The 23049-nt window shown below is 59.2% G+C and carries 21 protein-coding genes; 17 read left to right on the top strand and 4 right to left on the bottom strand.

Features of this window, described 5'->3' with window-relative positions; all coding sequences use genetic code 11:
• Positions 1-5: 5 nt before the first annotated feature.
• The 7 genes from PLO63_15970 (at position 6) to PLO63_16000 (ending at position 6935) form a co-directional block, all read left to right on the top strand.
• Positions 6-1175 (top strand): Xaa-Pro peptidase family protein, encoded by a 1170-nt coding sequence (locus tag PLO63_15970; protein HOI75642.1) that lies wholly within the window; start codon positions 6-8, stop codon positions 1173-1175.
• A gap of 22 nt (positions 1176-1197) precedes the next feature.
• On the top strand, positions 1198-1626 hold the full coding sequence (locus PLO63_15975; protein HOI75643.1) for a MaoC/PaaZ C-terminal domain-containing protein: 429 nt from the start codon (positions 1198-1200) through the stop codon (positions 1624-1626).
• A 44-nt stretch (positions 1627-1670) separates the two neighbouring features.
• Positions 1671-2333 (top strand): polysaccharide deacetylase family protein, encoded by a 663-nt coding sequence (locus tag PLO63_15980; GenBank protein ID HOI75644.1) that lies wholly within the window; start codon positions 1671-1673, stop codon positions 2331-2333.
• A gap of 198 nt (positions 2334-2531) precedes the next feature.
• Positions 2532-3383, top strand: a complete 852-nt coding sequence (locus tag PLO63_15985) for a hypothetical protein (protein HOI75645.1) — start codon at positions 2532-2534, stop codon at positions 3381-3383.
• Between the two features lie 158 nt (positions 3384-3541).
• Positions 3542-4363: a hypothetical protein gene (locus PLO63_15990; protein HOI75646.1), complete on the top strand. Its 822-nt coding sequence runs from the start codon at positions 3542-3544 to the stop codon at positions 4361-4363.
• A gap of 261 nt (positions 4364-4624) precedes the next feature.
• Complete coding sequence (locus PLO63_15995) at positions 4625-6169, top strand: tetratricopeptide repeat protein (GenBank protein ID HOI75647.1); 1545 nt, start codon at positions 4625-4627, stop codon at positions 6167-6169.
• A gap of 112 nt (positions 6170-6281) precedes the next feature.
• Positions 6282-6935 (top strand): hypothetical protein, encoded by a 654-nt coding sequence (locus PLO63_16000; GenBank protein ID HOI75648.1) that lies wholly within the window; start codon positions 6282-6284, stop codon positions 6933-6935.
• A 22-nt stretch (positions 6936-6957) separates the two neighbouring features.
• On the opposite strand, the gene PLO63_16005 is transcribed toward PLO63_16000, so the two are convergent.
• Positions 6958-7689, bottom strand: a complete 732-nt coding sequence (locus tag PLO63_16005; GenBank protein HOI75649.1) for a hypothetical protein — start codon at positions 7687-7689, stop codon at positions 6958-6960.
• A gap of 366 nt (positions 7690-8055) precedes the next feature.
• On the opposite strand from PLO63_16005, the gene PLO63_16010 reads away from it, so the two are divergent.
• The 7 genes from PLO63_16010 (at position 8056) to PLO63_16040 (ending at position 14244) form a co-directional block, all read left to right on the top strand.
• The gene (locus tag PLO63_16010) at positions 8056-8460 is read left to right on the top strand and encodes a hypothetical protein (GenBank protein HOI75650.1); all 405 of its coding nucleotides are present in this window, start codon (positions 8056-8058) and stop codon (positions 8458-8460) included.
• A gap of 499 nt (positions 8461-8959) precedes the next feature.
• Positions 8960-9595 carry a M23 family metallopeptidase gene (locus PLO63_16015; protein HOI75651.1) on the top strand — a complete coding sequence of 212 codons (636 nt, stop codon included), beginning with the start codon at positions 8960-8962 and terminating at the stop codon, positions 9593-9595.
• Between the two features lie 493 nt (positions 9596-10088).
• Positions 10089-10556, top strand: a complete 468-nt coding sequence (locus tag PLO63_16020) for a Zn-ribbon domain-containing OB-fold protein (GenBank protein ID HOI75652.1) — start codon at positions 10089-10091, stop codon at positions 10554-10556.
• A gap of 9 nt (positions 10557-10565) precedes the next feature.
• Positions 10566-11711, top strand: coding sequence for a thiolase family protein (locus PLO63_16025; GenBank protein HOI75653.1), 1146 nt, complete (start codon positions 10566-10568; stop codon positions 11709-11711).
• Positions 11712-11722: 11 nt separating this feature from the next.
• On the top strand, positions 11723-12880 hold the full coding sequence (locus PLO63_16030) for a hypothetical protein (GenBank protein HOI75654.1): 1158 nt from the start codon (positions 11723-11725) through the stop codon (positions 12878-12880).
• 14 nt (positions 12881-12894) lie between these two features.
• Positions 12895-13359, top strand: a complete 465-nt coding sequence (locus PLO63_16035) for a Zn-ribbon domain-containing OB-fold protein (protein ID HOI75655.1) — start codon at positions 12895-12897, stop codon at positions 13357-13359.
• A 3-nt stretch (positions 13360-13362) separates the two neighbouring features.
• Positions 13363-14244, top strand: a complete 882-nt coding sequence (locus PLO63_16040; GenBank protein ID HOI75656.1) for a SpoIIE family protein phosphatase — start codon at positions 13363-13365, stop codon at positions 14242-14244.
• A gap of 55 nt (positions 14245-14299) precedes the next feature.
• On the opposite strand, the gene PLO63_16045 is transcribed toward PLO63_16040, so the two are convergent.
• Complete coding sequence (locus PLO63_16045) at positions 14300-14869, bottom strand: hypothetical protein (GenBank protein HOI75657.1); 570 nt, start codon at positions 14867-14869, stop codon at positions 14300-14302.
• Between the two features lie 438 nt (positions 14870-15307).
• Between PLO63_16045 and PLO63_16050 the strand changes: the two genes are divergently transcribed.
• From PLO63_16050 to PLO63_16060, 3 genes are all read left to right on the top strand, one after another.
• Complete coding sequence (locus PLO63_16050; protein ID HOI75658.1) at positions 15308-15895, top strand: TetR/AcrR family transcriptional regulator; 588 nt, start codon at positions 15308-15310, stop codon at positions 15893-15895.
• A gap of 59 nt (positions 15896-15954) precedes the next feature.
• Positions 15955-16515, top strand: coding sequence for a flavodoxin family protein (locus tag PLO63_16055; GenBank protein HOI75659.1), 561 nt, complete (start codon positions 15955-15957; stop codon positions 16513-16515).
• A 212-nt stretch (positions 16516-16727) separates the two neighbouring features.
• Positions 16728-17489: a class I SAM-dependent methyltransferase gene (locus PLO63_16060; GenBank protein ID HOI75660.1), complete on the top strand. Its 762-nt coding sequence runs from the start codon at positions 16728-16730 to the stop codon at positions 17487-17489.
• A 12-nt stretch (positions 17490-17501) separates the two neighbouring features.
• On the opposite strand, the gene PLO63_16065 is transcribed toward PLO63_16060, so the two are convergent.
• A complete protein-coding gene (locus tag PLO63_16065) occupies positions 17502-21098 on the bottom strand; it encodes a PAS domain S-box protein (protein HOI75661.1) in 3597 nt (1198 codons plus the stop codon).
• A 359-nt stretch (positions 21099-21457) separates the two neighbouring features.
• Positions 21458-22987: an AMP-binding protein gene (locus PLO63_16070; protein HOI75662.1), complete on the bottom strand. Its 1530-nt coding sequence runs from the start codon at positions 22985-22987 to the stop codon at positions 21458-21460.
• Positions 22988-23049: the final 62 nt, after the last annotated feature.

Raw genomic sequence — 23049 nt, forward strand, 5'->3', positions numbered from 1 at the left:
GATATATGAACACTTACATTGACTATCCCGGGCGGATAACGAAAATACGGGAGGAGATGAAGAAAACCGATCTCGATCTGTTCGTGGGCACGCGGACGGTGAGCTTGAGCTATGTGTCCGGCGCCTTCGTTCCGTGGAGAAGCGCCGTGATCGTGTCAAAAGACGGATTCGCCGGTCTGGTTTCCATGCTGCTCGACTGCGAGCGATTGAAGAACGAGTCCTGGCTGAGCAGCATTTCCTCCTATGCCCCCCTGCCCGGCATGGATCTTGTGGACCTCATCGTCCATTTCGTCCGGCAGAACGGCGCGGAAAAGGGAAGGATCGGCGTGGAGCTCGGCCATTCCCCCCGCGGGAACACGGGATACCTTTTTGCCACGGAATACGAATTCCTGAAAAACGCGCTGCCGGAGGCGACCTTCGTCAACGCGCTCTACGTGGTGGATCAGGCCTCCTACGTCAAGGAGCCGGGCGAGATCAAGCTGATGCGCCAGGCCGCCGCCATGGCGGACGCCGGGATCCGATGCGTCCGGGATGCACTGGAGATCGGCTTGACGGAGGCGCAAATCGCCGGCATCGGCGAGATGGAGCTGCGGCGCCTCGGCAGCGAGTACCACTGGGCGATCACGGGATCGTCCGAGATCGCCTCCGGGTACCGGGCGACATACGCCATGAACGGAACGACCCAGCCCACGCAGAAAATGGTGCAGAAAGGCGAAAACATCATCGTGGACCTGCACCCGCTTTACCAGTTGTATCCCTCCGATCTGGCGCACAATTTCATTATTGGAGAGCCATCGGCAGAGCAGCGGAAACTGGCCGACGCCTATCTCAGAACGGCAGAAACGATCGTCCGGAATTTCAAGGCGGGGAAGACGGTGGGCGATGTCTGCAAGACCGTGATGGATCTGATTAACGAGCTTGGATACGCCGCGTACACCATTCCCTCCTTCGGGCACGGACTCGGCGTGTTCGGCCACGAGTGGTATCCGGCCATCGTCAACAATGACGAATTCCGGGACGTCGTGCTCGAGGAGAATGCCGTCGAGGTGGCGTTCCTGGCCATGACCGTTCCCGGCGTCTGCGGCATGAGGCTGGAGTGTCCGGTCCTGGTCACGAAGGACGGTGGGGAGATGCTCTGCAAGACGCCCCTGGAGTTGACGGTGATCGATGGATAGAGGCGACAAGGAGAGTCCCTGCATGGAAGCCATTGCCGTCGGTGAGCGGTTCCGCCGCAACGTCGTCGTGAGCGCCGAAGAAGTCCGGCGTTTTGCCGCCGCCACGGGTGACAAGAGTCCGATCCACCGCGATGCCGATTTCGCCCGCCGGACCCGTTTCGGGGACCTCGTGGTCACGGGCGGCCAGCTGATTTCCCTGATGACGGGCCTGGTGGCGACCCATTTCTATCGGCCTTCCGGTCGCATCGGTCTCGGTCTCGATTTTTCCTGTGTCACCCATGGGGCCGTGAAGGCGGGCCAGGAAGTGGAGATCTCCTGGGAGGTGACGGCCGTCCAGGAAAAGCCCAGCCTGTCCGGAACCGTCGTGACGCTGAAAGGCCTGATCTCCGACGGCCGGGGCCGGACGTTCGTCTCGGCGGAGAGCAGGACGCTCGTCACCGACCACCCCTGAGGGCGACGGACGGACGCTGTGGGAAGGGCGGGGTCGAAGAAACCATGATGACCGTGGTGCAGTGCTGGGACGACGGCGTGACGACGGATGTCCGGCTCGTCGATATCCTCCGGCGGCACGGAGCAAAGGCCACCTTCAACCTCAGCGACGGCCTGTATGCGCAACACCGCTCGTTGAGTTTCGTTTACCAGGGCGTGGAGGTCAGGCGGCTCGGGCGGGATGAACGGAGGGCCGTCTATGACGGCTTCACGATTGCCAACCACAGCCTGACGCATCCGCGCCTGGATCAAATGCCGGTCGATGCGGCGCGACGTGAAATCACGGAGGGCAGGGAACGCCTCCAGCAGTTTTTTGGTCAGCCGGTGCCGGGCTTTGCCTATCCTTTCGGCTCGTACAATGACGCTGTCGTGACGCTGGTCCGGGAAGCGGGTCATGTCTACGGGAGGACCGACCGCGAAGCCGGAGGCACGTTTCCACCCGAAAACCCCATGCTGTTCCATCCCAATTGCCATTTTCTTGCGCTGGACCTGTGGTCCCGGTACGAGAACGCCAGGGAAAGCGGCGTCTTTTATTTCTGGGGACATTCCTACGAGATGACCACGGAGGCCATGTGGAATGCCTTTGAAGAAATGATCCGGCGAATCGGCGCCGATCCCGATGCGCGCTGGAGCGACCCGGCGGACCTGTTTGCGGGCGGCAATCCGTAAGAGAGCACCCTTTCCCATATCCTTTGCACCCCTCGGGGAAGACTCGCCGACGAAGACCGGGGCCGAATTGCATTGACAGAAAGAATCGCTTCCGCATATGGCCTGTCCATGAATGCTTTCCCCGATCGCTTCATCCTGTGTGTCTTATTCCTGCTGGCGGTTTTCTTCGCCCCCTGGGCGTCCTGTGCGGAGGCGGCTATGCCTCGAGCCATGTGGATCTGGGAAGTGGACAGCTTCCGCCTGATCGACGATCCCGCGTTCGAGAAGGAGATCCTGGATGACCTCCGGTCCCAGGGGATCACCACCCTGTACCTTTACGCGGATTCCTACAAGGGGCGCCTGCCCATTGTTGAGGAGCCGGGAAAGCTCCAGGGCCTGATCGAACGGATGCACGGCCGCGGCTTCAAAGTCGAGGCCCTCCTGGGATCCCTCTATCTGAACACCCCCCGGTACGTGCTGCCCGAAAAGGCCAAAGCGGCAAGGGAAATGGTGCAACGGGTGGTGGATTTCAACGTGAAGGCCCAGGCGCGGTCGCGCTTCGACGCCATCCACCTGGACATCGAACCCTACACAATGGCCGCCTGGGAGAAGAACAGCAACAGGATTGCGTGCTTGTTCCTGGAGCGTTCCCGGGAATGGGTCGTCATGGCGAAAAAGGCTCACCTGGAAGTCGGGGCGGCCATCCCGTTCTGGTACGACGGGCTGGAGGTGGAGTGGCAGGGACAGCAGCGCCCGCTCAACGAGTTCGTACAGGACCTTTACGACTATGTCGCCCTGATGGACTACCGGAACCACGCCGAGGGGGAGGACGGCATCATCTTCCACGCCCGGCAGGAGTTGGCCTACGCTTCCAGGACCGGAAAAGGCGTGGTGATCGGGCTGGAGACCGGGCCTGCCGAGCCGGAGAAGCTCACTTTTCAGCATCTTGGATTCGAGATCCTGTCGCGGGAGATGGCCATCGTCGAGCGTGTCTGTCGCGAACAGCCAAGTTACCGCGGGATTGCGATCCACCACCTGAAACCCTGGAGGCAACTCCGGGGCCTTCGCTGAAAGACCTGCCTCACGGAAGCCAGTCCCGTTCCGGGACGGGCATCATTCCGCCGGTGAGCAGCCCCCGATACCGATTCGGCCTTTTGTGGTTGTTTCCCGGCAGATGGACAGCGGATGCATCGACCGGAGGAAGATCATGGCAAATGGAGGAGGAAACCATGCCGGTTGAAGCGCGCTGGATGGGGACAGCCCATATCGAGCTCCATTTCGACGGCCGTATCGTGCTGATCGACCCCTATATAACAAGGCCGTCGAAGCGATCGATCTTCATCCGCCGTCTCGAACCGGATCCCGGGGCCGTCCAGTCCTACCTTGACGGCCTGGAGGGCGATGTCCGGGCCGTCCTCGCGGGCCACACCCACTTCGATCATGCGCTGGACATCCCGGAGGTGGCGCGTCGGACTGATGCAATGCTCATCGGCAGCAACAGTCTCGACACCCTTCTGGGCATATCCGGCCAGCCAGGCCGCGTGACGGTCTGCCGTGCCCGGGAGCGCCTGGTCCTCGACGACCGGCTTGCGTTGACGTTGATTCCTTCCATGCACGGCCTCGTCCTCTCCCGTCTGCTTCTCATGGAGGGCGAGATCGATGGGGCCCGAAGACCACCGCTCAGGGCAAACCAATATAGGCTCGGTTCCATGTTTGCCGTGAAGGTGGAACTGGGCGGGGTCACGTTCCTCCACGTCGGGAGCGCCGGGTTTCTGGAAGAGGAGCTTTCGGGGCACACCTGCGACGTGCTCTTTCTCTGTGCTCCCGGATGGAAGAAATGGCCGGGCTATCCCGAGCGGCTTATTGATATCGTCGGGCCGTCCTGTGTCGTACCGTTTCACTATGACGACTTCTCGCTTCCCCTGGTTCCGGGAGCGGATTTCCGGACGATCCGGTCCGCAGACCTTGAAGGATTCACGGCGAGGCTGAAGAAGAGCAGGGCCGGCATGGAAACAAGGCTCCTGGTTCCGGGAAGGAAGGCCTCGTTCTGACCGGGACGGCGGATCAGAATCGCAGATCGGGGATGATGAACGGATGAAAACCGGTTGTTCAACGACCGTTTCCCGGCCGGCGATGCATCCGGTCTGTTTGTCCGGTCCGAATCGTTCCCGTTTGTGGGGCTGTGGATACGTGCCGGGATGCACGGTTCGACGGGGTCCATTTTTGCGGGATGGCCGGTTACGACTGTTCCGTGGATTCTGTATATGGGATCATGATATGAATTCCTTCCGGTCCGATAACAGGAGGTCCTCGTGAAAACCTTTCTCACGATTTTTCTGGCACTTCTGCTGTTCCTTCCAGCCTGCGTCCAGGCGGACATTCAAACCATCACCCACACGGTCAAGCAGCCCTTCGGAGGCAGCCAGTCGCCCGACGACGCACGCATTGCGGCGATTGCCAAGGCGAAGCGCGAAGCGCTGGAGATGGCAGGGACCTATATCGAGAGTCTCACGGTTGTGAAGGACAGCACCGTCGCCAAGGATGAAATCCTTGCCCTGGCTGCCGGCGTGCTCAAGGCGGAGGTGATTTCCCAGGAGAACTATCATACGAAAGACAGCTTTGGGATTGAGGTTGTCGTCAAGGTGCTGGTGGACACGTCGCTTTTGGAAAGCAGGGTCCGAAAACTTCTCCGCGACAGGACCTACCTGGACCAGCTCAATCAGGCCAGGAAAAGGGAAAAGCAGCTGCTGGACCAGGTGGCCAGGCTTGAAGATGAAAACAGGCGTCTCACGGTGAAAAAAGAAAGCCCCGCGAAGCTGAAAAAGCAGTTCCAGGAAGTTTCGCGGGAGCTGTCGGCGGTGGACTGGTACAGGCAGGCCTCGGCGCAATGGCAGCTTACGGTTTCCGGCGCACACGGATTGTCCTATCTGTCGCAAATCGCCGAAGGCGGCCGGAAAGCGGTGGAATACCTGTCGACGGCCATCAAGCTGAAACCTGATTACAGCGAGGCCTATGCGTTGCGGGGTGACATCTATTCTGCTACCGGTCGGGAAGCTCAAGCCGCGGCCGATTACAGAAAAGTGATCCAGCTCGAAAAGCCGAAAGACGCTTTCGGATATTTGAGAAGAAGTTCCGCCTATGCCGGCTTGGGCAATTTTCAGAAGGCCATCGAGGACAACGACCGGGCAATTCAGCTGCAGCCGGACAATTCCTTTTTGTATTTAAAGCGAGGGCTTCTTTACGTCGGAATGAAGCAATATGCACTCGCTGTGAAAAGCTTCGACGAAGCGATCCGAAGGGCGCCCGGCGACGCATTCGCCTACAATTCGAGGGGGCTTGCCTACGCGAGGCTCGGTCAGCATCAGAATGCCATCCGGGACTACAGCGAAGCGATTCGCCTGAAGCCGGATTCGGCCGATCTGTACTCCAGCCGTGGAGGTTCCTATTCGTCACTGCGGATTTACGATCGGGCGATCGAAGATTACAGCAAGGCCATCTCCCTTCAGGGAGACTACTCGTATTATCTGTCGCGGGGAAACGCGTATGGCATTACCAGACAACCGGAACGGGCGATCCGCGATTTCGACCAGGTGATCCTGCTGAAGCCGGACAGTGCGGAGGCCTATTTCCTGAGGGGCCTGGAATACATGGGGCTGAAGCGGTACCAACACTCCCTCATGGACTTCGATCAGGCGATCCGGCTGAAGCCCGATCATGCCGCATCTTACAGCCAGCGAGGCTATGCCCTTTTCTTTCTCGGCAACACGCGGGAAAGCTGCCGTTCCTTCATCAAGGCCTGCCAGTTGGGGAAATGCAGCGGGTACGAAGCGATGAAGGGCAAACTGCGATGCAACTGAACCGGGGTGTTGCCTTCCGGATTTTATTCCGCCCCGGTCGGCCCGTTCGGAAAACGGCATCCCGCCGGGTCGAGGGAAACCCGATCAAAGATTTGCATGCTGGAGACGCACCATGAAAAGGAACCTCTGGCCGCTTCTTTTCCTGGCCCTGCTGTCGACGGGAGTCCTGATGAATCCCGATGCCGCGGCAGCGGGCGCCGGGGATCGAAACGGATCGGAATCGTGTGTCACCCGGATCCGCGTGACGAGAGCGCAGAACCCCTTTCGGGTATGGGACGCCCGAAGCACCCGGTCGGGGGATTCCGGTCCCGTGGTGCAGGCTGCCGATCTTGTCGCGGAATCCTTTGATGCCGTTCCGTCCCTTGCCCGGTATGCCGTCCATGGTGTCATGCTCATGGGCATTCGAAAGACAACGTGCGAGCCTGTCGTGTCGGTGAAATACTTCACCCCCCTGGCGAGGGTGGACGCAACCCGGATTCGTCCCGGACAGAGGATGGAGATCGGGAAAATACTGGATCTTTCCCCATCTCCGCTCACGCTTCGGGACATTATCCTGTTTCTCCTCGAATCGCAGGTGATTGCAACGTACTGGCACGTGGAGTCGGTGATCTGTCTTTCCCGCGAGGAGGAAGCGGCCGGTGTGTACCGCGCCTCTTTCCAGGGCATCCACAAGTATTTCACCAACCGTTACAACGAGGAGAATCTCGCTTTCACCGTCTCCATCGACAGGAAAACCGGTGCCATCGCGCTGGTTGGCGGTCCATAGGAAGGTGAGGACCAGGGCAGGGTTATGCCGCCAGGTACAGGTTCAGGCTGGCCGCCAGCCCGATCCAGGACAGGGAAAGATAGAACAGCAGCCTCTCCCGTGAAACGGCGATCTTCAGAGATCGTTCAAAAAGAAACGGAAACCTCAAGGGGAGAAAAATCGCCATCATGACCGGAAACGAGCAGAGGATGTGCCACGGTGAACCGCCGAACCCGATGGAGCGGGCGAAGAGGATCGCGAGATACGAGATGAAGCCGTAGTTGACGTATATGAAAAGCCAAAGCGCCCCGTTGCCGAAACGCTGCTGAAATGCCGAGGGCTTTTTAACCGGCTGAAAGAGGGGACCCGTCGCGAGCAGGAGATAATAGACCCATTTGAGGGTGATGAGGACGATGACGGTCACGACGGGTACGATATTATCCCTGCCGGAAAAGAAAATGGCGGCGGCTCCCGGCAGAAAGCCGGTTTCGGCGATGTACAGGAAAAACGCGATCTGCCCGAATGTAGGAGGGGCATTGTCGTCGTATTGAAAGCCGAAAAAGCGATTCTTCGTGGTGAAGATAACTGGAAATTTGAAGGTCATGCCGATGACTTCGAGAATATGGAGGCCGGCGAGCACGATGACCGATATGGGGAGGAGCCTCTTGTCGCCCTGCATCACGGCGTCAAAGAAGATTCCGAGAGGCACGGACAGGGTGAGGAGGAGAAAGCCGAAGCCCGTGTTCGTGATGAATTCCTTTTTCAGACGGCTCATCGCAGACAATCCACAGCCTGGTTCACAGCGGCAGCCGCGTCGATGCCTCGACGAGGCTGCGGACCTTCCGGGGAATCCTCCAGCTTTTTGGGCACCCTCATCGGAAGGGGATCAACCTGTTCCTTCATATCAGAACCTGCCCTTCGTGCGATAGCCGGAAGCAGGGAGACGCTGCGATCTCTCTGATGCCGGCAGACCACTCCGAGGCCAATCGTCATGGAAGTGCCCGTTTGCAATGAAAAAAATCCGTCGTCTCCTCCGGGTCCAGCTTCTCCCTGGGAGCTCTGGTTCTACGATACGTTTGACACGAAAAGGCCCTCTTTCCTCGACTCCCGGGGGACAGGCGCTCTCGGCGGATTCTGTGAATTGTGGCGCAATGTCCTCGACAACGGGGTGATGGACGACGGCAACGCGACGTTCCATTTCTACGAACTCCGTTTTGGCGAAGAAGCGCTCCGGCGTGTTGCCGTCCGTGTTGCCCCCTTTGACAACAGGGCTTTGGCGAAACTGCGCCGGTGGAGCAGGGAGTGGAGCGATCATGGCAATGCCGGAGGCGGAGGAACGGAGCCGGCTGCGCCCGGTGCCGGCATCCATCCCATCGTGCGTGCCGTTGCCGGTTTCCACCTGCGGCTGCTGGAGCGGAGCGAACGCTGGCGATCGGAGCGGATCGACATGTCCGCAGAGGCGCAGACGCTGCTTGAATGGGTGGAGCCGATGACGGATCCCCGCCGGCTGGATGCGAATCTTGGGGAAATTCTGCCGGAGATGTGACGAATGCGGGGCCGGCGTTGCCCCGGGATGAAGGCATTGTACAAGATTCACTCTTTCCTTCTGCCGGAGATCAGCATGAGACCAGGATATTTCATTTTCTTATTCGTGATGGTTTTCGTCTCCATGCCGTTATGGGCAGGCGAGATTTTTACGTATATTGACGAACAGGGCAACACGGTCATCTCGGACACCCCTCCTCCCCGAAATCCGAAAATCGTCATCAAACACCGGGAACCCAGTGACGCATTCACGGACGAGGACCGGCAGGCGCTGGAGAAGGAGCGCACTTCGAGGCGGAAAGCCTGGGAAGAGGAAAAGATGAAAAGAGAAGGAGAACGTCCCGGGAAGGGGGAAGAGGAAGGGATGTTGAAAAAAGAAGAGGGGAAAAAGACACCCGATTCCAGATGATGACGGTATGGGATCTCATCGGCAGCTTATGTCGAATCCGGCGTTCCCGTCTCCCTGGACCGGTTCAGGGGAAGTCCTGTTATTGTTCGTGATGCGAAACCGTAATGATATAAAATGGTTGATTGTGATTCTCCTCGTGGCGGCCGTTGCGGGTATTGCCTGCACCCCGGCCATTGAAGCCTCCGACAGGAACGGGCGGCCGGGGGAAGGAAAGCCGCATTCCATCATTGCTCCCTTTGACGGGGCTCCGAAATATCCGTTCACAAAAGACGAAGCCATCCAGTGCGGTCACTGGAGAGCCGGATCCCAGGACTATCCCTATTTTGGCGCTCCGAGAAACGGGAACAGCAGAAGGCATGCGGGAGTTGATCTGTATCCCGTCAACGGAGCCGGCACGCCGGTCCGGGCGGTCCGGTACGGAAAGGTGATCAGGACGGCCCCCTTTTACACGCGACGAAACGGGGAGATAACGTACGCGGTGCTGGTCGATCATGTCGAGTTTGTCTTGAATTACGCCGAATTGAGAGCGCCGGCCCTCAGGGCTGGCCATATCGTGAAGCAGGGTCAGGCGATCGGCCTAGTGAGCGGCACGAAGCAGCTTCATTTGGAGCTTTATCTGCCGGGTACCGACAACTGGGCGTCCTGGTACGACAGCAAACCACCAAACCTGTTGGATCCGACAGACATGATGACCGGAGTTTTCGGGCGAGAATCTGCAGCCGAATGATCGGCCCGTCTTCCGGAGCCCTCCCGTACGCATCCCGGCGGGGATGCCCTGCCCCCTGAACCAGGGGGAATTCTGCCGACCACCCGTGTTTCCCAACCCATCCCTGGTTTTCCTTCACGGCTTTCGTAGATTTTTTGCCACTGTATCGACAGGCCGGACCCTTTCCCGGAACCAGGCCTGATTCCATACAGAAGCCTCCTGACGGAAACTGTCGAGACGTCGACGGTGTTGTCCATATGGTGACACATGACCATATTTTGCCGGGTATCTCCTGTTCCTTTGATTCCCGATCAATGGCAACAAAAAGAGATAATTAATGATTTTGGCTAACAATCTTTGGCATTCATTGTGCGTAAGGGAAGGGATGCCATGATGGGTGCCATGTAAAGCCACCGGCCCCATCGGGATGGGCAAAATATGCATGGAATGCGGGATTTATGCCGCTTTCGGATGCAAGGTGTAACAGTCACATGAAAGAGAGGAGGCAATAGGAATGGCCGACGTGTTCAAGGGTGTTGAACCGATCGTTTACAACAGCAAGATCAACGTTCCCTACAGCTGGTGGGCAGGCGATACCGCAAGCAGGTTTTTCATCAGCCTGAGGGACGACCGGAAGATCATCGCCCCGCGCTGCGGGACGTGCAAGAAGGTATTTATGCCGCCCCGCAAGACCTGTCCGGAATGCTTCACGGAAAACACGGAGTGGGTTGGCGTGTCCGATGAGGGGACCGTGGTTTCCTACAGTGTCGCACGGCGCCCGTTGGAGGCGATCCCGGCGGATAAGAAGATTCCCGTTATCTGGGGGCTCATCAAGCTGGATGGGGCCGACACCGCCCTGCTCCATTACCTGGGCGACGTGAAACCCGAAGAAGTCCGTATCGGCATGCGCGTGAAAGCGATTTTTGCCGACTCCCGGACGGGAACCATCCGTGACATCTCACATTTCAAGCCGGTCAAGTAGGGAGGAACCATGGACAAGGCAGCAATTATCGGCGTCGGAATGACGAAAATCGAGGCGAACAAGAAACGGGATACCTTTGCCGACATGGCCTGGGAAGCAGTGAACAAGGCCCTGGCGGATGCAGGCATGACCATCGATGACATCGACAATGTCATCACGACCTCCAGCGACTTCTGGGACGGCCGCACCATCTCCTGCATGGCCGTGGCCGATGCCAGCGGTGCGGCGGACAAGAACACTTCCTGCGTGGAGGGCGACGGGACCTTTGGCGCGTTTTACGGTTACGCCCGCGCCCTGTCGGGCTCCTACAAAACGACGCTGGTCACGGGCCACTCGAAGGGTTCCCAGTGCGTCTCCAGCCTGATCACCAATTCGGCCTTCGATCCGATCTATGAGCGGGGGCTGGGCATGGACATGATCACGGCGTGCGCGATGCAGGCCAATGCATACCTGGACCGGACCGGGCTGAAGCCGGAAGACATGGCCCCGGTTTCGGTAAAGAACCATGGAAATGCGCTCAAGAATCCCCTGGCGCAGCTTCCCATGAAACTGACCCTTGACGATGTTATGAAGTCCGAGATGATCGCGGACCCCCTCCGCAAGCTCGACTGCTCGCCCGTGTCGGACGGGTGCTGTGCCGTGATCATCGCCCACGAGTCGGTGGCCGCGAAGTTCAAACAGCAGCCGGTCTGGATCAAGGGGCTGTCCTTCTGTACGGATCATTTCTTCTTCGGAGACCGCGACCTGGCCCGTAGCAATTCCCTTGTCGAGGCCGCCAAAAAGGCCTACGCCATGGCCGGGATCAAGGACCCGAAGAAAGAGATCGACGTGGTGGAGCTCTACGACGCCTTCACCTACCAGGAACTGCTCTGGCTCGAAGAGATGGGGCTGGCGGAATACGGAAAGGCGGCGGGTCTTCTCAAGGCGGGACACTTCAACATGGACGGTCCCCTGCCCGTGAATCCCTCGGGCGGCCTGCTGGCGGGACACCCTGTGATCGCCGCCGGGTTGTATCGAATTGCCGAGGTCGTCCTGCAGCTGCGAGGCGACGCCGGGGCGCATCAGGTGAAGAAAGCGAAAACCGGCCTTGCCCATGGCGTGAACGGTCTCTGCGGTCAGTCACACTGCGTCTGGATTCTGGACAAGGAAAGGTAGGAGGTAAAACCATGGCGAAACGAGTAGCAATCGTGGGGACGGGACAGACCTTCCACAAGAGCCATCGGCCGGATGTGAACGGCCAGGAACTCATCAACGAGGCGGTTCAGCGCGCGCTGGCTGACGCCAACCTGAAGATGAAGGATATCAATGCCATCCTTATTGGCAATATGGATCACTTTGAAGGAATCAACTATGTGGACTGCTGGAGCGTCGACGGATCCGGCGGCGTCATGAAGCCGGTCATCAAGATCACCACCGGCGGCACAACGGGTGCATCCCTGGCCATCGGGGGCTACCATATGGTCGCTTCCGGCATGTTCGAGAAAGTCCTGATCATCGGCTGGGAGAAGAACTCTGAGTCCGACACGACCGGTGCCATCACGACGGCCTTCGATCCCATCTGGGATCGGCAGGTCTTCGCCGGAGCCATCTCGGGGCTCGCCGCGGAGGCCCAGGGCTACATGGCCCGTTTCGGCGCCTGCGACCGGGATGCGGCGCGCGTCTCCGTGCGCGATCGGAAGCATGCGACGAACAATCCCCACGCGCAGCTCCGGAAAGAGGTGACGCTGGAAGAAGTGCTGGCCTCGCCGATGCTGGCGGACCCGATTCACCTGCTCGACGTCTGCCCCCGGACGGACGGCGCCTGCGCGGTCATCATGGCCAACGAGGACGTTGCCGGAAAGATCTGCTCCGTACCGGACTGGATCTGGGCCACCGCTGCCCGTCACTCGTACACCTATCTCGGCGACGGCGACTGGGGCCGGCTGACGAGCATGGAAAAATGCGCCAGGGAGATCTGGAAGAAAACGGGGATCAAGGAGCCGCGGAAAGAGATCGACGTTATCGAGATGTATCAGCCCTATTCCTTTGCCGGACTCATCTGGATCGAGGACATGGGCATCGTCGGCCATGGCGAGGCGCCCCAGTACATCTGGGACGGCAACACCGACATGGGCGGGGAGCTTCCCGTCAATCCCTCCGGCGGCGTCATTGCCTGCAACCCCATCGGGGCGACCGGGCTCATCCGCTGCGCGGAGGCGGCGATGCAGGTCATGGGCAAGGCCGACGCCCGACAGGTGCCGGACGTCAATTTTGCCGTCAGCACCGGCTTCGGTGGCTGCATGTGGACCGATATGCTCCTTCACGGGAAGAGAAAACCCAATTGAGAGGTGAATGAATCATGGCTGAAAAAGAACAGTTGATCATTGAATCCGGCGATGCGTCACAGCCCTTTAAATATGCAGTAGGGATGCACGGCAGCAAGTTTTTCAAGGAAACCCGTGACAACCAGCGCTTCATGGCACTCAAGTGTCCCAAGTGCGGCAAGGTCTACGTTCCGCCGCGGGGCGTCTGCGGCTCCTGCTTCGTTGAGATGAATGACTGGGTCGAGGTGGGGCCGAAAGGCAGAATCGGCACGTTCACCATTCTGCGCTTTGCCTTCATCGACCCGGAAACGGGGCAGCAAAAACCGGTTCCTTACGGGTACGGCTTCATCAAGCTCGACGGGGCCGACACGCTGCTGCAGCATTATATTGATCTGGAGGACGAAAGTAAGGTAAAGATCGGTGCCCGTGTGGAACCCGTGTTTGCAAAAGACCGTAAGGGAAACATCCGGGATGTCGAATATTTTAAGGTCATAGACTGATTCATGGAAGAGTCTCCGGTTATCGAGATCAATGCCGCGAAGCGCATCCTGAGGCAGAAGGGTGCGCTGAGCGGCGGAATCTTCACCGGAACGGACAAGGTTCGCAGCGGTTACGGAAACGGGGACTGCCTTTATTTTGATTTCCGGCACCGGGTCTTTGCCGTGGCGGACGGTACGGAACGATTTCCCTGGGCATCCCGGGACATTCTCTGCCGGCTCTCCGATGCGTTGACGCAGCATGGTGTTCCGGGTACGGCCGGGGACTGGAAGTTGCTGATCAACCGCAGCGTCTACGCGGGACAGAAATACCAGCACAAGACGACATTCAGCTGTGTGGCCGTCAGGGATGATGGCGATGGAATCGCCCTGACGGTTGCTCACGGCGGTGACAGCGCCGTGATGGCCCTGGATGCCACGAGCGGTGCCGTTCTTTTCCAGACGGATCGAAACATGGTGTTTGCGGGCCGGAGTCGTGAAATCGTCGACGTGACCGAGCACCGCCTGACGGAACGGAACGTCAGGCTGGTTCTCTTCAGCGACGGCTTCGACGATCTATTTCGCTTCTGCATGCGGCAGTCCGTATTCTGCAGGATCTCGGACGCCTTCATCACGCTCCCCGCGGATCACGTCGGTGAACAACTGCACCGGACGGTCGAGAAAAACTGCGGCGAGTTCGAGCATGACGACATCTCCTGCATCGTCATGGACCCATTCCGCCTGGCCGATGCCGGGGGACGGTGTATTCTCATCGGTGGAACGCAACCCCATGAGGAGAAGCGTTTCCGGGCAGGGAACGGCAATGGCGGCATGAATCGCTGGGTTCCCGAGAAAACGTGGGCGTCAGCCGAGGAAGCATTTTTACAATCGGGCATTACAATCCAGTAAGGCCCGGGAGATCGGAAATCCCGAGTCTTTGGTTTCGCTTCCCCATTTCATTCCCTCATTTTTTCCGATCATGATTCCGTACGCCGTTGCCGGGCGCTGCAGATCCGGGGACACGTTGACGCTGGACCGCGGCAGCCTTGTTTTTCTTGGGTTGATTCTGGGTTGGCCCGTACCGGGGGCGCTTCTTGTGTGGGGTCCCATGGCTTTTCCTGTAGACCCCCACCATCGCCGCATCCTCCAGGGCAGCCGCCTTGGCGGCGGCCGCTTGGGCTGCTGCCCTGGCCTCCGCAACTTCCTTCTTCAGCTTCTGAATTTCTGCCGTCCCGGCCTTTGCTTCTTCCGCTTTCCGTTCGGCTTCCATCCGGGCCTTTAATTCCCGCTCCTCCACGGCCTGCCGTTCCCGCCACGCCTTTGCCTCTGCCTTCTTCTCCTCCTCGATCTGCCTCCTGTCCCGGTCCGTCAGCTCCTCGTATTCGATGACAGCGGCCGCCTTTTGGTCGCGGCGGTCGGGCAAGGGGACGTTGCTGATGGTCACGGGCCCGTTCTTATCTTTGTAGATGGAGATTTCTCCGGCTGTACAAATGGACGCCGCCAGCAAGGCTGCAACAACGAAGGCAAGTCTCATCGAATCCTCCTTCTGCCGTGCGGATTGCGGGCCGATGGGATGTAAGAAACGGGAGCGGGAGAAGGGGGTGATTCTTCCGGAACTCGAGACCGGTTACAGAGCGAATCGAACAACCGGGAAGAACGGTACCGTCGACCATGCAGGAAGAGCATATGGCAACGGAATGCAAATGTCCATCGGGGGAATGCTGTCCAATCCGTCAGGCACCGTGTACAGGAATTCCGGCTGAAGGTGTTTTGTGACTCCCCGGGCAGCGACGACCATCCGGCCCGCCGGTTGACAGGCATGGACTCCTTCAAACCCGGCTTTTGAGGATATGACCTGTTTCGTCGACAACCGTTCAAGGCGGTTCCCGCCCGCATTTTGTCTTCGGACCGGAGAAAAACAGCTTGACAAGAGACGACCGGTCTAATATGTGCTGTTTGGAACGGAGTTGTTATGGTCGGAAAGGATACAAAGCAAAACATCCTGCAGACGGCGAAGGGGATCATCCTCGCAAAGGGATATGCCGCCGTCGGTCTGAGCGAGATCCTGTCCGCCGCCGGCGTTCCGAAAGGATCTTTTTATCACTACTTCAAATCCAAGGAAGATTTCGGCGTTGCGCTGCTCGAGAGCTATCTGGAAGAGCACAGGGAGTTTCTGCAGACGGTTCTTCTGGATGACAGGAAGGAGCCGTTCGAGAGGATCATGTCCCTGTTCGAACTGTACCGGGCCGGCCATGAAGAGCATCAATGCCAGCAGTTGTGCCTGGTTGCGAAACTCGGATCGGAGGTTTCCGACCTGAGCGAGAACATGCGGGCGGTACAGAGCAGAGGGATCAAGGGATGGCTCGATGTCTACGAGCGTTGCATCCGCGAGGGGCAGGAAAAAGGCTCCATCAACCGCAATATCGATGCCGGAGCCGCCGCCGCGCTCATTTATGACCTCTGGCAGGGCGCTTCGGTGCGGAAGCAGATCGACCATAATACGGAACCCCTGGAAAACGCCATTTCGATGATCCGAAGGCTGCTCAGCCCGGTCTGGTAATTATTTTTTTTGTGTCGTGAAGAGACGACCAGTCTAATATAACGAGGAGGTATGCAACGATGAAGGCCATTGGTGTTGTCGGAAGTCCGAGAAAGAAGGGGAACACGTCGCTGCTCGTGAACGAGGCGCTTCGCGGGCTGCAGGAAAGCGGTTCGGAGACGAAGGTTTTCTACCTGAACGAGATGCAGATCCGCGGCTGCCAGGGATGCAGGGCCTGCAAGAAGCCCGAGGCGAAATGTGCCCTGAAGGATGACATGGCTGTGCTGTACGAGGAGATCGAGAGGGCCGATGCCGTCGTGATCGGCTCTCCCGTTTACATGCTCCAGATGACCGGGCAGACAAAGCTTTTTGTGGACCGGCTGTATGCCTTCATGAATCCGGATTTCTCGCACCGGCTCGGGAACGGAAAGAAAACCCTGATGATTTATGCCCAGGGGCAGCCGGCACCGGAGCTATTCCAGAGCTCCTTTGACACGAACAAGGCCATTCTTTCGATGCTGGGCTTCAACATTCAGGATACCATTGTTGCGGCCGGCACGGCGGATCCCGGGGATGTCCTGAAGAAGGAGGGGGCCATGGAAAAGGCATTCGCGGCGGGAAAGGCCCTGGCGGCAATCTGATTTCCGGTCTCTGTCGAGGTGCTTCAACAGGAAGGGGTTCTGCCGGTCAAGGCGGGACCCTTTTTCTTCTGTCCTCTGATTTCCTTGAATTCATGGAAAAGAAATCCGTTCCCGTTGGTCCGGCTCCGGCCTTGCCCTTGAAAACGGAGGAATACCGGCTCGGTATGTGATACAGGAGCGGCGGGCAGCACAGTGAATCGAGGGAGAGTGTCATGACGGAGCCGATCGAAGTTCCCCAGGGCAATCCGTCCGTTGAGATGGAAGAGGACGGAGAGTACCGGCGTCAGCTGGCCCTTTTTGTCCGGTCCTGCACGGAGAAAGGGATTGAGCTGGTCCGGATCGGCGAGCTGATCGCCGGCCTTGGTGGGCGCCGGTCGTTCCTGGATATCGGTGCCGGCGGCGGGGATCTCACCATCCCGGTTTCGTCATCCTTCGAGACGACCACCGTCGTGGAGCCGAACGAACAGCAGGCCCGCCGCCTCCGGCGAAGATGTCCCTCCTTCCGGGTCGTCAACGAATGCTGGGACCGGGTGGACCTCGGCCCCGGGCGGTTCGATTTCGTTCTCTGTTCCCATGTTCTGTACTACATTCCCGAAGGAGCCTGGCTGTCGACGATCGAAAAAATGCACGATCACCTGGCACCCGGCGGCTGCGTTGCCATCGTTATTCAGTCGCCCATGGGTGAAGTCGCCGAATTCTTCGGCCGCTTCACCCGTTACGACGTCAACATCCTCGGTTTGTGGGGTGAACTGATCCGGAGATACGGCGACGAGGCCGTCGGGGTACGGTACTTCATCAATGAAATCTATACGGAAAGCCTTGAGGACATGGTCTCCATCGGCCTGTTTCTCCTGATCGACCGGAACTTCCGGCGTCATGTGGACGAGATCCGGAACTATTTCGAGAGCCGCCACAGGACACCCGGTGGATACCGCATCAGGCAGGACGAGATCCTGCTCGTGATCCGGAAATAGCGATTCCTTCCCTTATTCCCGGTCCAATTCCTGCCGGACGGCCATCCCGATTTTTCCCATGATGTAGGGTTTCCGCACAAACGTGCCGGCCCCGAGTTCCTGAGCCTCCCGGACCCGATCGGTCTCCGAGAAGCCGCTGACGATGATCGCCTTCTGTCGGGGATTGAAATCCCGTATCCGCCTGTACGTCTCGAGGCCGTCGATCCCCGGCTCCATGATCATATCCAGTATGATCAGGTCCGCCGTTTTGTCCCGGAGATAGGAAACGGCTTCTTCCCCGCCGGACACCGTTTCGACCCGATAGCCGAGCCTTCCCAGCATGCTGGCGGCCAGTTCCCGCTGCTCCCGTACGTCGTCCACCACCAGGATGGATTCGCCCCGGCCTGCATAGGTGGATACGGCCACCGCTGTTTCGGGTTCTGCGGGCTCCTCGCGGGTCACCGGGAAATAAAGGGTGAAGGTCGTTCCCAGCCCTTCGTCGCTCTTCACGTCGATGTATCCGTTGTGGTCCTTTACGGTTCCCCACACAACCGCCAGTCCCAGCCCGGTCCCGCTCCTCCCCATGACCTTTTTTGAGTAGAAAGGTTCGAAGATCTTGTCGATGTCCCGGGCGGCGATGCCCTTCCCGGTGTCGGAGACGGTCAGGACGACGTAATCCCCTTCCTTGACGTCGTCGTAACCGCTGATGGGCTGATCCAGGTAACGGTTTTCCGTTCGAATCGCCATCATCCCCCTGCCGGGGATGGCCTCCATGGCGTTCGAAACGAGATTCATGACCGTCTTGGCCAGGTGCACCGGCGATCCCTTGATGTAGAGCAGGTCCCCTGCCAGCTCCTGCCTGCATGCCACCTGCCCGTGATCGGACATCAGCTTCTCGAACTCGGGTGTCTGGAGATAATCCCGGACGATCCGGTTCAGGTCGACCACTTCCGAGACGGCCACGCCGCGGCGGGCCAACGTCAGAAGATCCTGGATGATGGCCGCCCCTTTGACGCCGGACTGGAGAATGTTGTCGGCATATCTCCTCATCTGGCTGCCAAGGGGGAGCTTCTCCGCGAGCAGTTCCGAATATCCGACCAGGACGCCCAGAACATTGTTCAGATCGTGGGCGACACCGCCTGCCAGCGTGCCCAGGGCCTCCATCTTTTCGGCCCGGCCCAGGCGCTCCTCCATGCGTTTGCGCTCCGTGTTGTCACGGACGCACTCGATGGCGGCGATGATGTCGCCCCTCGAATCGCGCAGGACGGACGCCGTTGCGGAGAGATGGATGTTTCCGGGCGGCAGATTCGCGGTGTAGGCCTCGCCGAAAATCGTATCTCCCTGCCGCCGGAAGGAGGTGTATTGTTTTTCCCGCTCCGGGTCCGGGCTCAGGGCCAGATCGATCAGGATCGGCCTCCTGTCGCCGTAGAACGGGATCGAGTAGGCTCGGTCCCCCTTGCCGAGCATTTGCTCCTGCCGGATCCCCGTCATGGCCTCCATGGCCCGGTTCCAGGCGATGACCCTGCCCTCCCTGTCGATGACCAGGGTGGCGTCGGGAAGAAAGTCGATGATGTCTCCCAGCCTCCTCTGGGATTCGAGAAGCTCCTCTTCCATTTTCTTCCGGGCGGTGATGTCCATGACGAAACTGAGTGAGGCCGGAGCGCCTTCCCAGGCGATCACCTGGGAATGGATCTCCATCCACTTCTCCTTTCCGTCCGCCGTCACGATCCGGAAAGAATACCCCGTTTCCACGGTTTCCCCTCTCATCCTCCTCATGTGGCGATCAAGCACCATGGCGCGATCGTCCGGGTGAATGAAGGATGTGAACGGGCGCTCCGTGATCGTATCTTCCGTATATCCCAACGTTTTCAGAAAGGCGGGGTTGGCCAGCCGGATCGTCTCGCCCTGCACGATCATGATCCCTTCCCCGGCACTTTCGAACAGGCGACGGTAATTCTCCCCGCTTTTCCGAAGCTCCTCTTCCATCCGCCGGCGCTCGGTGGTGTCTCTGGAAAGCCCGACAAATCCCGCCGGGTTGCCCTTTCCGTCCCTGAGCAGCGTCAGGACCGTGTCGGCCCAGAAGGAGGAGCCGTCCTTGCGGTAGAATTCCAGTTCCGCCGAGATTGTGATCTCTTCACGCGGATCGGCCAGTTTTCCCGGTGTGAGGTTTTTCTCGATCAGATCGAGGGCAATCCGGAGGGAATGCGGTGCCAGGTGTTGCTCCAGGGGGATGGCCTTCAGTTCTTCCAGGGTGAAGCCGCGCGTCTTCTCAACGGACGAGGAGATCCAGGTCGTCTGGAGGCCCGCATCCATGAGCCAGACGGTGTCGTGAACATTTTCCGTAATCAGCCGGAATCTTTCTTCGGTTTCCCGCAGCCTTTCCTCCATCCGCTTCCGCTCGTCGATATCGGTATGGGTTCCGATGATGCGGAGAGGCCTTCCGTCATCGACCCGCTGGAGGACTTTCCCTCGAGAAAGGATCCACTTGTAATCTCCATTCTTGCAGCGGAGCCGGTGTTCGATCTGATAGACGGCGGTTTCTCCCGTGAAGTGCCTCTCCAGGTTTTCCCGGCAGCCCTGAAGGTCGTCCGGATGGACGCGTTTTTCCCATTCATCGGGGCCATCGCCGATTTCCGCTTCCCCGTAGCCGAGAATCGTCTTCCACCGTGGTGAATAAAAGACCCTGTTTGTCCGGAGATCCCAATCCCAGATGCCGTCTCCGGCCCCTTCGAGGGCAAACTTCCAGCGAAACTCGCTTTCCTGCAGGGCCTGCTCGGCCGCCTTGCGCTCCGTGATTTCCGTGGTCATTCCGCACAGGCCCGATAGGGAGCCGTTCTTGTCCCGCATGGGGAACTTGATGGAATGAAAAATGCGTTTGTTTCCCTCGTTTTCAAGAACCTCTTCCAGTTCCATGGTGGTTCCGGATTGCATGACCGCCAGGTCATTCGCGCGAAACTGCCGGCCGACGGCGCCGGGAAATAATTCTTCATCCGTCTTGCCCAGTACTTCCCTGCGCATCAATCCGGTCACCAGCTCCCATTTCCGGTTCACGAGAAGATATCGGCCATCCATGTTCTTTACATAGACGAGAGCACCGCTGTTTTCGATGAGGCTGGCAAGAAAACTCTGGTTTTCCCGCAATTTTTCCTCGGCTTCCTTGCGCTCGGTGATGTCGGTGATCAGGTTCAGCGTTGCGGGCCTGCCGTTCCATTTGACCAGGGAGACCGATAATGTCACCCATCTCAGGGAGCCTCCCGCATGTTTGATCCGGAGTTCATACGAGGGATCGACTTCCTCTCCCCCAAGGCGCTTTGTGTAGTTCGCAATGATCCGCTCCCGGTCGTCTGGCCAGATGTAATCGAAGACCCGTTTGCCGATCAGGTCTTCAGCCGGTACTCCCAGCAGATCGGACATTTTCCGGTTGACGAAGACAAAACGTTCGTCCTGGACGATGATGATTCCCTCGTTCACCTTTTCAACCAGGGCAAGATACTTGTCTTCGCTTTCCCTCAGGATCTCTTCCAATTTCCTGCCTTCGGGACTCCCGCTTTCCTTCAACGCTTCGATCTGACGGCGGAGCTGCCTGTTTTCTTCCATCAGCTGCTCTTTTGTCATCTTCTTGACATCCATGATCGATCCTTCTTGTTTAAAATCGGCGGCCGTGCGGAGCCGGTCCGGTATTGCGGCCGTGCGGATTGGCTCTACAGGACAAACGCGGCAGGCCTCCGGCGAGAGGGGAGGGGCGTTGAGCAATGGTGGCAGCAGGCTTACATGCGTCGGTTGAATCGAAATCACAACTGGTAACGGAATGCAAGAGGGAAGGGGCCGCAGGCAGGTCAAGCCGGCGGGAGGGAGGCCCCGGGGGGCCTTCCCTCCTGCATATCCCCTACCCGGCAAGCAGGGCTTGAGTGATGAAACATGCCATGTGCCGCCCGGTGACCCGGGGTGAATCTTTTATTGTCATCCGGCCGGCGGTACGAGCAGGCGGGTCATTTCCTGTCGGTGAAATCTCTTTTCAGGACGTGTTTCAGGACCTTTCCGCTGGGGTTCCGCGGCAAGAGCGGGATGAAGTGGATTGCCCTGGGCCGCTTGAATCCGGCCAGTTGGTCCTTCCCGAATGACAGAAGCTCCTCCTCCGTCGCCTCCATGCCGGGCTTGAGGACGACGGCGGCGTGGATCTTTTCACCCCACTGGGCGTCGGGCAGTCCGAACACGGCGACCTCGGAAACCTTGGGGTGATTGAGCAGGGCATCCTCTACTTCCTTGGCGAAGACGTTTTCGCCGCCTGTTTTGATCATGTCCTTGAGGCGGTCTACGAAATACAGGAATCCCTCCCCGTCCTCCCGGACGATGTCGCCCGTGTGCAGCCATCCGTCGACAAAGGTGGCCGCCGTTTCTTCTTCCCGCTTGTAGTATCCCCGGATGACCGCTGGCCCCTTGAGGAGAAGCTCCCCGGCCTCGCCGGGGGCTACGGCTTCGCTCCGGTCGTTGACGATCCGATACCCCAGGAGCGGATTAGGGACCCCGATGGCCCCGGATTTCCGGAAGGTGTTCTCGTGGTTGAGCAGGACGGCGTTGCCGCCGCTGGATTCCGTCAGGCCGTAGACATAGAGGATTTTCGCTCGGGGCATTGATTTCAGGACGTCCCGCTTCAGCTCATCGGGGAAGGTGGCGGCGGCCGTTGCGAAGATGCGGACATGGGAGACATCGTAGGCGATGGCCTCCGGTACGGCCATGATCCAGCTCCACAGGAAGGGAGGCACGACGATGACGATGGAGACCTTCTCCTCGTGGATCGCCTTCATGAACTGGACCGCGTCGAACCGGTGCTGGAGCACGACGGTAGCCCCCGCGGCGAGCAGGGGGTGGAGGCAGTTGTTCTGGATGACGTGAAAGAGGGGCAGGACCTGGAGTCCCACGTCGTCGGGGGTGATGTTCATGGCCCCGATGGAGGTGTGGATGGCGACCAAGGCATTGAGGTGGCTGAGCATGGCCAGCTTGGAGACGCCGGTCGTGCCGCCGGTGCAGATGAAGCAATAAACGTCATCGGGCAGGACCTCCACGTCCGGTTCCGCGTCTTTGCCCGATTGAAGGAACGGCTCGTAGGCGGTTGCCCAGGACGGGACATCGCCGCCGATCTGAATGTACGTTTCCACGTTCGGGAGGTCCGGCCGCATGGGCTCCACGGCGGCCTGGAAGTCGGGGTGAAAGATCAGCGCCCGGGCATCCGAAAGGCCGAGAAGGTGTTTGATATCATTGGGGAATAGTCTTGACATGACGGGGAAGAAAACGAGTCCCGCCTTGGCGCAGGCATAATTGGCCTCGACGATGGCCGGAACGTTCTCCGTCAGGACGGCCACCTTGTCGCCCTTCCGGAGGCCCAGAGCCATGAGGGCCTGGGCAAGCCGGTTGATCCGGCTGTTGATCTGCCGCCAGGTCCAGCGCTCGCCCTCGAAGATGAGGGCCGTCTTGTCCGCATACTGAATGGCGTTTCTGCGAGGGATATTGCCGATGTTCATGAATGCACCTCCCGAAGGCCTGCTGCCCCCGGGTCGGCATCCCGCCCGAGGGGCGTTCGACA

This window comes from Syntrophales bacterium, from assembly GCA_035363115.1.
Taxonomy (GTDB): Bacteria; Desulfobacterota; Syntrophia; order Syntrophales; family PHBD01; genus PHBD01.